Source organism: Saccharothrix xinjiangensis (genome assembly GCF_039527585.1).
Taxonomy (GTDB): domain Bacteria; phylum Actinomycetota; class Actinomycetes; order Mycobacteriales; family Pseudonocardiaceae; genus Actinosynnema; species Actinosynnema xinjiangensis.
Genome location: NZ_BAAAKE010000005.1, coordinates 315432 through 329905, shown reverse-complemented (window position 1 = coordinate 329905; position 14474 = coordinate 315432). Strand labels below are relative to the sequence as shown.

The 14474-nt window shown below is 74.8% G+C and carries 14 protein-coding genes; 5 read left to right on the top strand and 9 right to left on the bottom strand.

The features are described from left to right. Positions 1 to 80 precede the first annotated feature (80 nt). From ABD223_RS14950 to ABD223_RS14930, 5 genes are all read right to left on the bottom strand, one after another. Entirely contained in the window at positions 81 to 572 is a 492-nt protein-coding gene (locus ABD223_RS14950; RefSeq protein ID WP_344036783.1) for a PH domain-containing protein, read from the bottom strand. Between the two features lie 61 nt (positions 573 to 633). Next, entirely contained in the window at positions 634 to 786 is a 153-nt protein-coding gene (locus ABD223_RS14945; protein WP_344036782.1) for a hypothetical protein, read from the bottom strand. A 265-nt stretch (positions 787 to 1051) separates the two neighbouring features. Then, on the bottom strand, positions 1052 to 2632 hold the full coding sequence (locus ABD223_RS14940; protein ID WP_344036781.1) for an AMP-binding protein: 1581 nt from the start codon (positions 2630 to 2632) through the stop codon (positions 1052 to 1054). 125 nt (positions 2633 to 2757) lie between these two features. Next, a complete protein-coding gene (locus ABD223_RS14935; protein ID WP_344036931.1) occupies positions 2758 to 2961 on the bottom strand; it encodes a hypothetical protein in 204 nt (67 codons plus the stop codon). A 202-nt stretch (positions 2962 to 3163) separates the two neighbouring features. Further along, the gene (locus ABD223_RS14930; RefSeq protein ID WP_344036780.1) at positions 3164 to 3634 is read right to left on the bottom strand and encodes a MarR family winged helix-turn-helix transcriptional regulator; all 471 of its coding nucleotides are present in this window, start codon (positions 3632 to 3634) and stop codon (positions 3164 to 3166) included. A gap of 258 nt (positions 3635 to 3892) precedes the next feature. Between ABD223_RS14930 and ABD223_RS14925 the strand changes: the two genes are divergently transcribed. Genes ABD223_RS14925 through secD form a run of 3 tightly spaced genes read left to right on the top strand, consistent with a single transcriptional unit; the run spans position 3893 to position 7472 of the window. Further along, positions 3893 to 4924, top strand: coding sequence for a tetratricopeptide repeat protein (locus tag ABD223_RS14925; protein ID WP_344036779.1), 1032 nt, complete (start codon positions 3893 to 3895; stop codon positions 4922 to 4924). A gap of 24 nt (positions 4925 to 4948) precedes the next feature. Then, positions 4949 to 5281, top strand: a complete 333-nt coding sequence (locus tag ABD223_RS14920) for a hypothetical protein (protein ID WP_344036778.1) — start codon at positions 4949 to 4951, stop codon at positions 5279 to 5281. A gap of 37 nt (positions 5282 to 5318) precedes the next feature. After that, entirely contained in the window at positions 5319 to 7472 is a 2154-nt protein-coding gene (gene secD, locus ABD223_RS14915; RefSeq protein ID WP_344036777.1) for a protein translocase subunit SecD, read from the top strand. A 63-nt stretch (positions 7473 to 7535) separates the two neighbouring features. Here secD and ABD223_RS14910 read toward each other — a convergent pair whose 3' ends face one another. Continuing rightward, positions 7536 to 8228 (bottom strand): class I SAM-dependent methyltransferase, encoded by a 693-nt coding sequence (locus ABD223_RS14910; protein WP_344036776.1) that lies wholly within the window; start codon positions 8226 to 8228, stop codon positions 7536 to 7538. A gap of 145 nt (positions 8229 to 8373) precedes the next feature. Here ABD223_RS14910 and ABD223_RS14905 point away from each other — a divergent pair, with 145 nt between their 5' ends. Together ABD223_RS14905 and ABD223_RS14900 are read left to right on the top strand one after the other, a co-directional pair. Next, positions 8374 to 9540 carry a lactate 2-monooxygenase gene (locus tag ABD223_RS14905; RefSeq protein WP_344036775.1) on the top strand — a complete coding sequence of 389 codons (1167 nt, stop codon included), beginning with the start codon at positions 8374 to 8376 and terminating at the stop codon, positions 9538 to 9540. Positions 9541 to 9588: 48 nt separating this feature from the next. Continuing rightward, positions 9589 to 10446 carry a hypothetical protein gene (locus tag ABD223_RS14900; RefSeq protein ID WP_344036774.1) on the top strand — a complete coding sequence of 286 codons (858 nt, stop codon included), beginning with the start codon at positions 9589 to 9591 and terminating at the stop codon, positions 10444 to 10446. On the opposite strand, the gene ABD223_RS14895 is transcribed toward ABD223_RS14900, so the two are convergent. From ABD223_RS14895 to ABD223_RS14885, 3 genes are all read right to left on the bottom strand, one after another. Then, the gene (locus tag ABD223_RS14895) at positions 10428 to 11099 is read right to left on the bottom strand and encodes a helix-turn-helix transcriptional regulator (protein WP_344036773.1); all 672 of its coding nucleotides are present in this window, start codon (positions 11097 to 11099) and stop codon (positions 10428 to 10430) included. The genes ABD223_RS14900 and ABD223_RS14895 overlap by 19 nt on opposite strands. Before the next feature lie 66 nt (positions 11100 to 11165). Beyond that, a complete protein-coding gene (locus ABD223_RS14890; RefSeq protein ID WP_344036772.1) occupies positions 11166 to 12560 on the bottom strand; it encodes a carbohydrate-binding protein in 1395 nt (464 codons plus the stop codon). 225 nt (positions 12561 to 12785) lie between these two features. Further along, positions 12786 to 14459 carry a bifunctional 3'-5' exonuclease/DNA polymerase gene (locus ABD223_RS14885; protein ID WP_344036771.1) on the bottom strand — a complete coding sequence of 558 codons (1674 nt, stop codon included), beginning with the start codon at positions 14457 to 14459 and terminating at the stop codon, positions 12786 to 12788. Positions 14460 to 14474: the final 15 nt, after the last annotated feature.

Here is a 14474-nt window from a genome sequence, read left to right as displayed (position 1 = left end):
GTGCCAGTCGACGACCGGCTCGGCGTACTCGGGCGCGGCGGGCAGGTCGGCGGGCAGGTCCGCGGGCACCCCGGCCGAGGTCACGTGGCATCACCCGGCGTGGCCTGGGTGGTCGTGGTCAGCTCGTCGGCCAGCCGCACGGCGTCGGCGTGGTCCAGGCCCTCGATGTGCACCGGGCCCGCGGCCGACGCCGTGGTGACGGTCACCGTGGACAGGCCGAGCAGCTGCTGGAGCGGGCCGCGCTTGGTGTCCACGGTCTGGATGCGCGAGACGGGCGCGATGCGCCACTCCTGGTTCAGCCAGCCGGCCAGCGTGTAGACCGCGTCCGGGGTGGCCTCCCAGCGGTGGACCCGGTAGCGCCAGCGCGGCATGACCGCGGTGTGCGCCGTGCCGAGCGCCAGGGTCGCCACCGCGGCGGCCAGCTGCCACGGCGACCGGACGAAGATCAGCACGACCAGCTGCGGCACGAGCAGCACCGCCCAACCGATCAGGGCGTGCAGGGTCCACAGGGTGATCGACTTGCGGCTCACCTGGTGCCGCGGCGCACGCAGGCGCAGGACTTCGCTGCTCACCTGACCCACTGTGCCTCAAGGCCGGGCCCGCGCGTGCGCGAACCCGGCCTTGAGGGCGGTGTCAGGGCTGGGGGGCGTACGGCGCCTGGAAGACCCGGGCCGTGAAGGTCCCCTCCTCGGCGGCGGTCGCCGCGGGCGCGCCGGCGAACGCGGTGAGGCCGGCCAGCACGGCCAGCACGGCCAGGGTTCTGCGCAGGGAGTGCACGAACATCATCGAACTCCGTTCGATCGCAGCGGCTTGTCGGCAGGGTAGGCAGCCGGACGAGGTCCGCGTGAACGCGGGGGCAAGCGTCCAAGCGGAGCATGGCACACCGGGGTCACGCTGGTCACCACCCACTTCTGTCTCACGTCAACCGGACAACGCCCGTGAAAGCGGGCGACCTGATCGTCGCGGACGTCCCACCTCTGTCGCACAACGAGCGCGCGGTCCCGTGGTGACTCGGTCAGGTCCCGGAACTTCCCCGTGAGGTCCGGTCGCGTCACCCCAGTTCGCGCTTGAGCACCTTCCCGGTGGCGTTGCGCGGCAGCGCGTCGAGGAAGACCACCTCGCGGGGCACGGAGAACTTCGCCAGGTTGCCGCGCACGTGGTCGCGCACGGCGTCCTCGTCCAGCGCGCCCGGCTCCTCGCGCACCACGTAGGCGGCCAGCCGCTGGCCGAACCGCTCGTCCGGCACGCCGACCACGGCCACCTCGCGCACGCCGGGCAGGGCGGCGAGCAGGTCCTCGACCTCGCGCGGGTAGACGTTCTCGCCACCGGAGACGATCATCTCGTCGTCCCGGCCCACCACGAACAGCAGGCCGTCGGCGTCGCGGCGGCCCACGTCGCCGGTCGACATCAGGCCGTCGCGGACCTCCTTGCCGCCGCCGTTGGTGTAGCCGTCGAACAGCATGTCGTTGGCCACGAAGATGCGGCCGGTCGCGCCGGGCGGCACGGGTTCGCCCCGCTCGTCGAGGATCGCGAGCCGGGTGCCGTGCGGCGGGCGGCCCGCGGTGTCGGGGTGCCGGGCCAGCTCGTCGGGCCGGGCGATGGTCACCCACGACACCTCGGTGGAGCCGTAGAGGTTGTAGAGGACCGGGCCGAACTCGGCCAGGCACCGGCGGGCGACCGGCGGCGGCAGGGCCGAGCCGCTGGAGGCGATGACGCGCAGGTCCGGCAGGTCCGGCCGGTCGGGCAGGTCCAGGGCGCGCTGGAGCATGACCGGGACGGCGAACAGCGCGTCGCAGCGGTGCTCGCGGGCGTCGGCGAGCACGAGCGCGGGGTCGAACCCGCGGCGCAGCACCAGGGTCGCGCCCAGCACCACGGCGATCTGGAACGCGGCCAGGCCCCAGGTGTGGAACAGCGGCGCGGGCACGCAGAACCGGTCGCCGGCCCTGAGCGGGATGCGCGACAGCAGCGCGGCGGCGGGCACGAGGCTCGCGGGCTCGGGCCGCTTGGCGCCCTTGGGCGCGCCGGTGGTGCCGGAGGTCAGCACGACCAGCCTGCCGCGCGGCGGCCGGGAGGGCAGCGGCGTGGCGGGCGACCCCTCGATCAGCTGCTCCAGGGTGCGGCTCCTGGTGGCGCCCTCGACCCAGGCCATGACCCGGCGGACCTTGCGCGGCGCGTGGGCCAGCAGGTCGCGGAACTCGGTGTCGGCGACGACCGCGGTCACGTCCTGCTCCCGCAGCACGGTCGCGACCTGGCCCGCGCTCAGGCCGGTGTTCAGCAGCACGGTGTGCGCGCCGACCTTCACGCACGCGACCACGGTCTCCACGAACCCGCGGTGGTTGCGGCACAGCACGGCGACCTTCGAGCCCGCGCCGACGCCCAGGTCGCGCAGGCCGTGAGCGAGGCGGGTGGTGCGCTCGTCGACCTGCGCGAAGGTCAGCTCGCCCGCGTCGTCCACGATCGCGGCCCGGTCGGGGTGCCTGGCCGCGCCGGTCGCGTAGCCGAACGCGAGGGTGAGGTCCCAGCGCAGGTAGGCGTCCAGCACGCCGAGCAGCCGGCCCGGCGCCATCGGCCGCACCACGCCGGTGCGCACCAGCGTCGCCACCGCGCGCAGCGCGCCCACGAGCCGCCTCACCGGAGTGCTCGCGAGGTCGGTCGGGAAGGTTCGGTCAGGAGGACGCGGCAGGTACCCACGACCCGATACTGACATTACCTACCCGCGAGTAGGAAGAGGTTCGGGTGAATTCGGAACCCGCGCGGTCAGCTGTCCGGGGCGTCGGACGCGTCCACCACCGCGTCGCGCAGGGCCGCGCGCAGGCGGCCCACCTCCAACGGCGTCAGCACCGCGGCCTCGCCCGGCGGCACGGTCACCACCACGTGGCCCTGGCTGACGAAGACGGTCATGTCACGACGACGGGACGCGATGTCGCGGCAGGTGATCTGCCACTCCTTGGGTGTGCCCACGGCCCCTGACCTCCAGCTTTCTCGACACGTGCGCTCGGACCGACCGAGCGCCCGCACCAGGGGGGCGCGTGGGGGTTGGCGCCGTGACGGGGAATCCGCCGGCAGCCCGCCGAGCCGGCCACAGCCTCGCACGCGGCCGTCTTTCCGGTCACCCGAACGTGGAAATTGACATCTCGCCGACAGGGAACGTGACGCCTCGTGGCTAGAGGCAGGACCCGCTGTCCGGACCGCGGCAGGAGGCGATGAGGCGCTCCAGGATCGCCTGGAGGTCCCGGCACTGGGCGGGTTCCAGGCCGGCGGTGAACTCGCGCTCGACCTGCTGGTGCAGCCGCTCCACCTCGCCCTGCACGGCGCGGCCCCGGTCGGTGATCACCGGCACCCGCACCCGCCGGTCGTGCGGGTGGGGCTCGCGCACGACCAGGCCGGCCCGCTCCAGCCGGTCCAGCTCGGCGGTGAGCGTGGTCTTGTCCAGGGCCAGCGCCTGGCCGAGGGCGAGCTGGGTGCGCCGGAAGTCCTCCTGGCACAGCGCGGTGAGCACCAGCTGCCCGCGCGCGGTGAGGTCGTGCCGGGCCGCCGCCTCCTGCATGGCCGCGCCCAGCTTCTGCGCCGCGCGGTGCAGCAGCCAGTTCAGGCTGACCTGCTGGGCGCAGGCGGCTTGGGCGGCGAGGTCCATGTGGGGGATCATACGCCCGGCCACGAGATATTCTCGGACAAGAACGTATTGACTCGGAACGAAGGTTGCCCGTATCTTCTGGGACAAGAAGTTCTCGGCAAGGACGATGGTGCGATCGGACTTGTGGACCTGGTGACGGGACTGTGCAGGGGGCAGCCCCGTCACCGCGGGGGTGGTGGGACGGGGGGAGCCCGCCACCCCCGCCCGCGAGGGAGCGGCACGTAGGCAGGGCGGTCGAACGCTGCGACACTCTCGACCATGTCCGAGCCGATCGCCGCGGTCGTCCTGAGGGCCGCCGAACTGACCGCGCGCGGCCTGCCGCTCCAGGCGATCGAGCTGCTCCGCCCGGCCCTCGTCGCGAACCCGCTGCACGCCGAGGCGTGGTGCCGGCTCGCCGCGGCGCACCTCGACGCGGGCGAACCCGACGCGGCGAAGCGCGCCCTGGTGCTGGGCGGCGACCAGGCGTGGGCGCAGCGGCTGACCTCCCTGGCGCTGACCGAGCTCGGCCGCCACACCGAGGCGCTGGTCGCCGCGCGCGAGTGCGTGCGCCGCCGACCCGGCGACTGGCGGTGCCAGGTCGTGCTCGCCGAAGCCCTCGCCGCGGGTGGTCGGGAGCCGGTCGGTCGGGGGACTGCCACCCGGGAGGCGACAGGTGGGGAGGCGGCAGGCAGGGAGGCGGTCGAGGTGGCCCGCGAGGCGACCAGGCTGGCGCCGACCGAGGCGCGCCCCTACCAGGTGCTCGGCGACGCGGCCCTGCGCCTGCGCGACTGGGGCACGGCCGAACGCGCCTACCGCACCGCGCTGCGGCTCGACCCCGACGCCGACGACGTGCGCGCCAACCTCGCCACGGTGCGCCGCAAGCGCGGCGGCGCGCCCGTGACCGCGCCGTCCGCCGACGCGCTGGGCGCCGCCGACGCCCTGGTGTGGCCCGCGCTGTCCCGGCTGGCCGCGCTGCTGGTCGCGGGCGGGCTGGTGCTGACGCTCGCGGCGCTGCCCCGGCCGACGCCGCTGCTCGGGTGGTTCTCCGCCGCGCTGGTCGCGGCCTGCCTCGCCGTGGTCGCGCGGCTGCTGCTGGGGGCACGCGGCGGGACGCGTCGCGCGCTGCTCCGGCTGCCCCGGAGCCGGCCGCTGGTCGCCGTGGTGGCGGCGGCGTTCGGGCTCGCCCTGGTGGTGCTGTCCGGGTGGTCGGTCGCGCTCCTGCTCGGCGCGGGCACGACGCAGCCCCTGGTGGTCGCCTGGCTCTGCGCGCTGCTCGGCGGAGCCGTCGTCGTCCTGCGCGGCGGCCGGTAGCCTGGGCCGGGGGAAGGAGGGCGGATGACCCGGCGCGTGCTGTTCGCGGTGCTGGCGCTGATCGCCGGCTTCGTCGTCGTCGCCCACCCGACCCCGCCCGTGTCCGACGCGGTCGCCGTGTCCTCCACCGCGGAGGGCACCCAGCCCGCCGGCGCCACCACCCGCGGCGCCTCGACGCACCCGGTGCAGCAGGCGGGCCACCTCGGTCAGCCGCTGGACGGCGTCCAGCCGCCCGTGCACGCCACGCCCGCGCCGCCCGTGCGCGCCGACGTCGTCGACCCCACCCACCGCCGTCCCGAGCGGACCGGCCAGTCGCCCCTCGGCGAGCGCGCGCCGCCCCCCACCTCCGGTAGCTGAACCCACCCCGTTCACCTCACCCGGAGGTTCCCCACCCATGCCACGCCCCAGCGCGCGGCGGGCACTGCTCGTCCGAGGGCTGCTGTCCCTCGGTGTGCTCGCCGCGTCCGCGTTCACCCTGCTCACCGTCCAACCGCGCCTCGGCCTCGACCTGCGCGGCGGGACCCAGATCGTGTTGGAGACCCCGGCCGAGGCCACCTCCGACGCCACCGACCGGGCGATGGAGGTGCTGCGCCGCCGCGTCGACGAGCTCGGCGTCGCCGAACCCGTCCTGGCCCGCTCCGGAGATCACCGGATCGTGGTCGAACTGCCCGGCCTCCAGGACCCGACCGAGGCCATCGAGGTGCTCGGCCGCACCGCGCAGCTCCAGGTCCGACCCGTCACCGGACCGGGTGAGGTGCCGACGCCCGCCGGCGACGCGGTCGCCCTCGGCGAGGTCGTGCTCACCGGCGAGGGCATCGACGGCGCCCGCGCCGCCCCCGACGCCCAGGGCGTCGGCTACGTCGTCGGCGTCGACTTCCGGGGCGACGCGCCGTCCGCCTGGCAGCGCGTCACGGCCGGAGCGGCGTGCTCGCCACCCGGCGACCCGAAGCGGCGGGTCGCGTTCGTGCTCGACGACGAGGTGGTGTCCGCGCCGCAGGTCGACGCGACGGTGTCGTGCGGCACCGGCATGATCGGCGGCAGCACCCGGATCACCGGCCAGTTCTCCCAGGCCGAGGCCGAGGAGCTGGCCCTGGTGATCAGGTCCGGCGCGCTGCCGGTGCCGGTGGAGGTCGTCGAGCAGCGGACCGTCGGGCCGACGCTCGGCGCGGAGGCGATCGAGGCCAGCGCGCGGGCGGCCGTCATCGGCGTCGCGCTGACCGGCCTGTTCCTGGTGTTCGCCTATCGGCTGGCGGGCCTGGTGGCGGTGCTCGCGCTGGTCGGCTACGCGGCCCTGTCGTACGCGGCGCTGCTGGCGATCGGCGCGACGCTCACCCTGCCGGGCCTGGCCGGGTTCGTGCTGGCGATCGGCATGGCGGTGGACGCGAACGTGCTGGTGTTCGAGCGCTCGCGGGAGGAGTTCGCGCGGCGTAAACGCCTGCCGCGGTCGGTCGACCGGGGTTTCCGCGGCGCGCTGAGCGCGGTGGCCGACTCCAACATCACCACCCTGCTCGCCGCGGGTCTGCTGTTCTGGCTGGCCACCGGCCCGGTCAAGGGCTTCGGCGTGACGCTGTCCGTCGGTGTGCTGGCGTCGCTGTTCAGCGCCCTGGTGCTGACCCGCGCGCTGCTGGACCTGGCGATGCCGCTGCTGGAGCGGAAGCCGTCGTGGAGCGGCCTGCACTCGCTCGGCCGGGTCCGCACGTGGCTGACCGCGAAGGGCATCCGGCTCTACCGGCGCCCGCGCCGCTGGCTGCTCGCCGCCGCGGCGGTGCTCCTGGTCGCCCTGGCCGGGTTGTTCGCGCGCGGCCTGGAGCTGGGCGTCGAGTTCACCGGCGGCCGGTTGATGGAGTTCGCCACGGCGTCGGCGGAGGTGGGCCGCGTCCGCGCGGAACTGGCGACGGCGGGCTTCGGCGACGCGGTCGTGGTCACCTCGGGCGACGGACTGTCCGTCCGCACCGGCCCGATCGACTCGGCCGCCGCGGTGCGGGTCGGCGAGGCGGTCGACCGGGCGACCGGCGGGGCGGAGCAGCTCACCAACGACCTGATCGGCCCCAGCCTCGGCGACGAGCTGCGGCGCGACGCGCTCGTCGCCCTGGCCGTCGCCGTGGCCGCGCAGCTGGCCTACCTGGCGTACCGCTTCGACTGGCGGCTCGGGCTGGCCACGGTGGTCGCGCTGGTCACCGACGTGGTCGTGCTGGTGGGCGCGTTCGCGTGGCTGGGCAAGACGGCGGACGCGGTGTTCCTGGCCGCCCTGCTGACCGTCATCGGCTACTCGGTCAACGACTCGGTGGTGGTGTTCGACCGGGTGCGGGAGCTGCGGCGGTCGGGCGGCCCGTTCCCCGGCGTGATGAGCTCGGCGGTGCTCCAGACCCTGCCGCGAACGGTCAACACGGGCATCGGCGTGCTGTTCGTGCTGGCCGCCCTGCTGGTCCTGGGCGACGGCTCGCTGGCCGACTTCGCCACGGCGCTGCTGATCGGGCTGGTGGCCGGCACGGCGTCCACGGTGCTGACGGCGGCGCCGGTGGCGATCGTGCTGGAGGGGCGGAAGTGAGCAAGGGGGCACGCGTCGTCGGCGCGTGCCCCCTCGCCGGGGCGTCAGTCAGGCTTTTTCGGACTAGCGCGGGCGCACCGCCCTGATCCACAGGTGCCACGGGACGGTGTCCTCGCCGACCCGCGGCTCCCGGAGGGCTTCGATGAGCAGCCCGGCGTCCTCCATGGCCTCGGTGTAGGCGCTCAGCGGGTGGTTCCACCCCGAGAACCTCATCCGCATCCCGTCCCGCTCGACCTCCTCCTCGAAGCGGTGGCGCCCGAAGTACGGGCGGTCGAGGACGAACAGCCCGTCCCGGCGGCTGCCGGTGTTCGTGATCGGGTGGGTGATCGACAGGCAGAGCCGGCCACCCGGTTCGAGCACCCGGCCGACCTCGGCGACGGTGCCCGGCAGGTCGTCGACGTCCATCAGCACGTTGTAGGCGACGACCAGGTCGAAGCCGTGGTCCGGGAGGGGGAGGTCCGCCGAGTCGGCCACCAGGTACCGCCCCTCGGGGTGGGCCTGCCGGGCCGCGTCCAGCAGCGTGGGCGAGGCGTCGATGCCGGTGACCCGGTGCCCCCGCGCGACGAGGTCGCGGGACACCCGGCCCTCGCCGCACCCGAGGTCGAGCGTCGCCCGCCCGGCGTCCGGCACCAGCGCGAAGAACGCGTCGCGGTAGCGCCAGTACGAGTCGAACCCGGGCCTGCGCACCCAGTCGATCCAATTCCGCGCCTGGTCCTCCCAGGCTTGTCCCATCATGGTCAGCGCGTTCTCGGCCATTGGCCGGAGCGTAATGCCGCTGGGGCACGGGGCAATCGATTACTTGCGGGCGGCGCGGAGGGGCACGAGCATGATCCGCAGACCGACGACGCGGACGGTGCCGCAGACGGCCTGTAGACGGCCTGAGCGGGGGATGAGGGACAAAATGGCTGGTCAGTTCGCCGGGTACCAGAACGAGATCTACCTCCAGGGGCTGGCGGGCAACGTGCCGCCGTTCACCACCGACCCCGGCGCGCTGGAGGAGTCCGCCCGCGAGCGCCTCGGGCCGGGGCCGTTCTGGTACGTGGCGGGGGCCGCCGGGGGCGGGGCGACGGCCCGGGCCAACCGCGAGGCGTTCGACCGGTGGCGGATCGTGCCGCGGATGCTCACCGACGCCACCGAGCGCCACCTCGGCACCACCGTGCTGGGCACCGAGATGCCCGCGCCCGTGCTGCTCGCGCCCGTCGGCGTCCAGTCGATCCTGCACCCGGACGGCGAGCTGGCCACCGCTCGGGCAGCGGCGGAGCTGGGAATTCCGTTCATCCTCTCCACCGCCTCCTCGCACACCGTCGAGGAGGTCGCCGAGGCGGCCGGGGACTCGGCCCGCTGGTTCCAGCTCTACTGGCCCAACGAGCCGGACGTGGCGGCGAGCATCCTCGACCGCGCCCGCAAGGCCGGGTACAGCGTCCTCGTGGTCACCCTCGACACCTGGACGCTCGCCTGGCGCCCGCACGACCTCGACCAGTCCTACCTGCCGTTCATCCGCGGCGTCGGCACGGCCATCCCGTTCTCCGACCCGGCGTTCCGGGCCGGCCTGGCCGCGCCGCCCGAGGAGGACACCCCGATGGCGATCCTGCGCTGGGTGCAGCTGTTCACCGGCACCGACAAGTCGTGGGACCAGCTGTCGTTTCTGCGCGAGCACTGGGACGGCCCGATCGTGCTCAAGGGCATCCAGCACGTCGACGACGCGCGCAAGGCCGTCGACGCGGGTGTGAGCGGCATCGTGGTGTCCAACCACGGCGGGCGGCAGGTGGACGGCGCGGTCGGGTCGCTGGAGGTGCTGCCGGAGATCGCCGACGCGGTCGGCGAGCAGGTCGAGGTGCTGTTCGACTCGGGCGTCCGCGGCGGCGCGGACGTCGTCAAGGCGCTCGCCCTCGGCGCGCGGGCCGTGCTGGTCGGCCGCCCGTTCGCCTACGGCCTGGCCCACGGCGGCGAGGTCGGCGTGCGGCACGTGCTGCGGAGCCTGCTCGCGGACTTCGACCTCACCCTGGGCCTGTCCGGGCACCGCAGCCCGGCCGAGCTGAACCGCGAGGTGCTGCGCGAGCGGCGATGACCGATCCGTTCAAGACGCGGCGGTGACCGCGCGCCTACCGTTCCGGGCATGATCGAAGCAGCACGGACCTTCCTCTGGCACAACGCGCGCGTCCTGGAGCAGCGGCGGTTCGCGTTCCTGTTCGACGGCGGGCCCGCCGAACCGGTCGTGCGCGCCGTGCTCGCGCACCGCAACGACGACGGCGGGTTCGGCCACGCGCTGGAGCCCGACGGGCGCGGGCCGACCAGCCAGCCGCTGCACACCTTCACGGCGCTGTCGCTGCTGCACGAGGTCGGCGAGACCGATCCCGGCGCCCTGGACTTCCTGGCCTCGGTCGCCAACCCCGACGGCGGCGTGCCCAACTGCCTGGCCACCGCGAGCGGGCACCCCAGGGCGCCGTGGTGGCAGGTGTCCGCGGACAGCGACCTGCTGATGACCGCGCTGCTGGCGGGCGTCCTGCACCGGACCGGCGCCGAGCACCCGTGGCTGGACGGCGCCACCGCGTTCTGCTGGCGGCGCATCGACGAGCTGGACGAGTCCCACCCGTACGAGGCCGCCGCCTGCGCCCACTTCCTCGACGCGGCGCCCGACCGGGACCGCGCCGCCGCGGCGGCGGAGCGGCTGGGCGCGCTCGTGCGGGAGCAGGGCCTGGTCGACCTCGGCGAAGGTCGGGCGCACGAGGGCTACGCGGCGGGCGAGACGCACAAGCCGCACCACTACGCGCCCACCCCCGACAGCCTCGCCCGGCGCTGGTTCGGCGACGAGGAGGTGGAGCGGGACCTCGACGCCCTCGTCGCCGGCCGGCAGGAGGACGGCGGGTGGACGTTCCCGTGGCCGGCGTGGACCCCGGTCACCACGTACGAGTGGCGTCCGATCGTCACGATCGAGGCCTTGCTGACCCTGCGCGCCTACGGCCGGATCAGCTGACCCAGCGGCACGCCGGCCAGCTCGCGCACCTCGCGGGACAGGTGCGCCTGGTCGGCGTAGCCGGTCCGGTGGGCGACCTCGGCGAACGGCACCCCCCGCCGCGCCAGCCCCACCGCCCGGTCGAACCTCAGCACCCGGTGCAGCACCTTCGGCCCGTAGCCGAACGCGGCGAGGCTGCGCCGGTGCAGCTGCCGCACCGACAACCCCAGGTCCTCGGCCAGGCCGGCCACGCTGGAGGTCGGCACGGCCGCGGCGACGGCGTCCGCCACGGGGTCCGGCGGCGACTCCCGCAACCGGCGCAGGGCGGCGTCCGCGAGCACCGCGCACGGGTCGTCCGCCCCGGCCAGCTCGTCCTCCAGCCTCGCCGTGGGACCCCACAGCTCGGCCAGCGGCACCCGCTGGTCGCGCAGCACGTGGCCGGGGACGCCGAACGCGGCCGGTCCCGCGCCCGGCCCGAACCGGATGCCGTGCAGCGTGCCCGGCTCGCCCTCGCTCAGGTGCGCCCGGGTGTCCGGCCCGGCCACGAACAGCCGGCCGGACGTCGACCACATGACGTCGGTGCAGCCGTCCGGCACGACGCGGCCCGTGACCGGGCGGGTCGTGGTCCGCTGCCAGGCGCACGCCAGGCCGGCGAACGGGCGTTCGACGTACACCCGGCGACCATAGCCGGGCAGTGGCGGGCCGCGCCGGGGAGGCGCGTGCGCGGCCCGCCACGGGTCTCACGTGCCGAACCTGATCCAGTTCACGCTCACGTACGCGTTGGGCTGGCCGCTGCTGAACGTGACGTAGACGTCGTGCGTGCCGGTGATGCCCGAGATGTTCGCGGGCACCGTGCGCCAGCTCTGCCAGCCACCGGTGTTGCCGAGGGCGAAGCTGCCGACCGGTGTCGCGGTCGGGCTGCCCAACCGCACCTCGACCAGGCCGCTCGCGCCGTTCGTCGCGCCGGACGCCACCCGGCCGTAGAACTGGCGCGCGGCGGCCGAGCCGAACCGGACGCCGGAGAACCGCAGCGAGTCGCCGTTGCGCAGCTGCGCCACCGCCTGACCGCCGTCGGCCGACTCGATCGTGCCGCCGCTGCGCGAGGTCGCCTGCTCGGCCTGGATCTCGGAGTAGGCGTCCCAGCCGCTGCCGCCGGGCTGGCTGGTGGTCGTGGTGGTGGTGGTCGGGTTGCCGCCGCCGTTGCCCGTCGACCACACCGCGACGTAGTCGACCACCAGCGAGTGACCCGGCACGGTGGCCGAGGTGGGCGTGGCGTGGCCGGCGACGCCGTTGGGGAACGCGCCGCCGATGGCCAGGTTCAGCAGCAGGAAGTACCCGGCGTGGCTGGTCATGTTGTTCCACGTGGTGGCGTCGAACTGGTTCTGGCTGACGCTGTGGAACTGCTGGCCGTCCACGTACCAGCGGAGCTGCTTGGGGCTGCTGCTGTCGTCCCACTCGAACCGGTAGGTGTGGAACGCCGACTGGCACGACGAGCCGGGGCACTGCCTGCTCGCGCCGAGGCCGTTGGTCTCGTTGCACGGACCGCCGGGGTTCACGCCGCAGTGCAGCACGCCCCAGACGGAGTTGATGCCGTTGACGTTCTCCATGACGTCGAACTCGCCGATGGCGGGCCAGTTCCAGTAGTTGCCGCGGTAGGGGGAGCCGAGCGCCCAGAACGCGGGCCAGTAGCCGAGCGCCGCCTGACCGGTGACGTTGGGCATCTGGAGGCGGCTCTCGATCGCCAGCTTGCCGCCCGCGGGCGGCTTGAAGTTCGCCCGCTGGGTCTCGATGCGGGCGGAGGTCCAGTTGCCGCCGCCGTCGCGCAGCGCGGTGATGCGCAGGTTGCCCGCGCCGTCGAGCTTGATGTTGTTGGTGCTGTTGGTGTAGTTCTGGATCTCCCCCGTGCCCCAGTTCCCGGGGCCGCCCGGGTAGCCGTGGCCGAGGTCGAAGATCCAGTTCTGCGAGGACGGCAGGGTGTTGGCCGGGCCGTTGAAGTCGTCGCTCCACTGGAGCGTCCAGCCCGGCGGGGTGGACGGCACCGAGGCGTTGGCGGTGGCGAGGGCGGCGAGGGGCACGGCGGTGATGAGGGCGGCAGCGGTCGCGAGCACCCGCCGTCGGCTCAGGTTGAGCGCCATGGCGGTGACCTCCTTGTCACTGGTGTTCTGCGACGGGAAAGCGGCGGCGCTTTCATGAGAGCGCTCTCACGATGATCGTTCAAGAGCCCGAACGGCTCAAAGGGGACGCGGGCGTGCCCGGACGGGCGGGTCGCGGGGTCGAACGCGGGTCGAACGCGGTGCGCATCGGGTCCGGTGGCGGCGAGGCGACGACGGTGTGGAGGCGGCGGCTAGGTGGCGGCGTGGCTACTTGGCGTCGGCGTAGGTGTCGACCGGGACGGCTTTGAGGGGGAAGCGGACCGGGGTGTCGCCGAAGACCAGGCGGGTGGCCTCCTCACCCGCCGCGGCGACCTCGGCGCACACGACCTCCGCCTGGTCCTCCGGGCAGTGCACCAGGACCTCGTCGTGCTGGAAGAAGACCAGGTGCGAGCCCGGCGCGGTGGAGTGGAGGCGGCGGCGCAGCGCGCCCAGCAGGGCCGCCGTCCAGTCCGCGGCGCTGGCCTGCACGACGAAGTTCCGGGTGAAGCGGCCCCAGTCGCGGGCCGCGCGGCGACCCCGGCGCACCGCGTCCTCGTCGTCGTCCGCGCTGCCGGTCAGCTCGCGCCACGCCTCCGACGGCAGCGGGCTGGTGCGGCCCAGTCGGGAGCGGACCGCCCGGCCCTGCTCGCCGGCCACGGCGGCGGCCTCGACGTAGCCGACGGCGACGGGGAACCGGCGGCGGAGCACGGCCATGGCCGGGGCGGCCTCGCCGCCCGTGCCGCCGTACATCGCCGACAGCATCGCGACCTTCGCCCGGTCCCGGTCGCCGCCGAAGGCCTCGTTCGCCAGCGTCGTGTAGAGGTCGTCGTCGGTGGACACCCCGACGAACTCCCGGTCGTCCGCCAGCACCGCCAGCACGCGCGGCTCCAGCTGGGCCGCGTCCGCCGCGACCAGCTTCCACCCCGGGTCGGCCCGCACCGCCGTCCGCAGCACGCGCGGGATCTGCAACGCCGCGCCGCCCCGCGTGGCCCACCGCCCGGACACCACGCCGCCCACCACGTAGTCCGCCCGGAACCGCCCGTCCGACACCCACGCGTCGAGCCACGACCAGCCGTGCGCGACCCACAGCCGGGCCAGTTCCTTGTACTCCAGCAGCGGTTCGACCGCCGGGTGGTCGACGCGCTTGAGCACCCACGCCCGCGTCGACGGGATGTCCACGCCCTCCCGCGCGAACGCCCGCACGATCCCCGACGGGTGGTCCGGGTTGACCTGCCTGCCGCCGAACGCCGCCGTGATCCGGTCCACCAGCTCGGCCAGCGCCCTGGGCCGCGCCCCGTTCGCCGGCCGCGGCCCGAGCAGGTCCTCCAGCAACCGCTCGTGCACGTCCTCCCGCCACGGCAGGCCGAAGTGCGTCATCTCGGCGGCGGCCAGCGCGCTCGCCGACTCGGCCGCGAACAGCAGCCGCAACCGGTCCGCGTGCGGCAGGCGCGCCGCCACCCGCTGCTGCTCGCCGTGCACCGCGACCACCGCCTCCAGCGGGTCGGCGCCACCGGGCAACCGCTCCTGCTCGGGCTCGAACAGCGTCGGCTGGGTGTCGCGCTTGCGCGGCCCGTGGTCCTCGGGCACCGGCAACCCGCGCAGCCGGGCGAGGGCGGCGCCCAACCCCCGGGGCTCCCGGTGCCGCTCCTGGTAGGCCAGCAGGAGGTGCTCGACGTGCCCCAGGTCCTGGCACCGCTCCACCCGCACCCCGCGCGCCAGCAGGTCCGGGTAGACCTCGGTGGTCGCCGCCCACAACCAGCGGGGCCGGTGCCGGGCCTCGAACTCCGCCACGGCCGCCGCGAGGTCGGGCGCTTCGACGACGGGCCCGGCGGGCGCGCCGGAGTCGGAGAGCGGGCACAACCGTCCCGCGTTCTCCGCATCGGCCACCACGGCGACGAACACACCTCGGATTGTGCC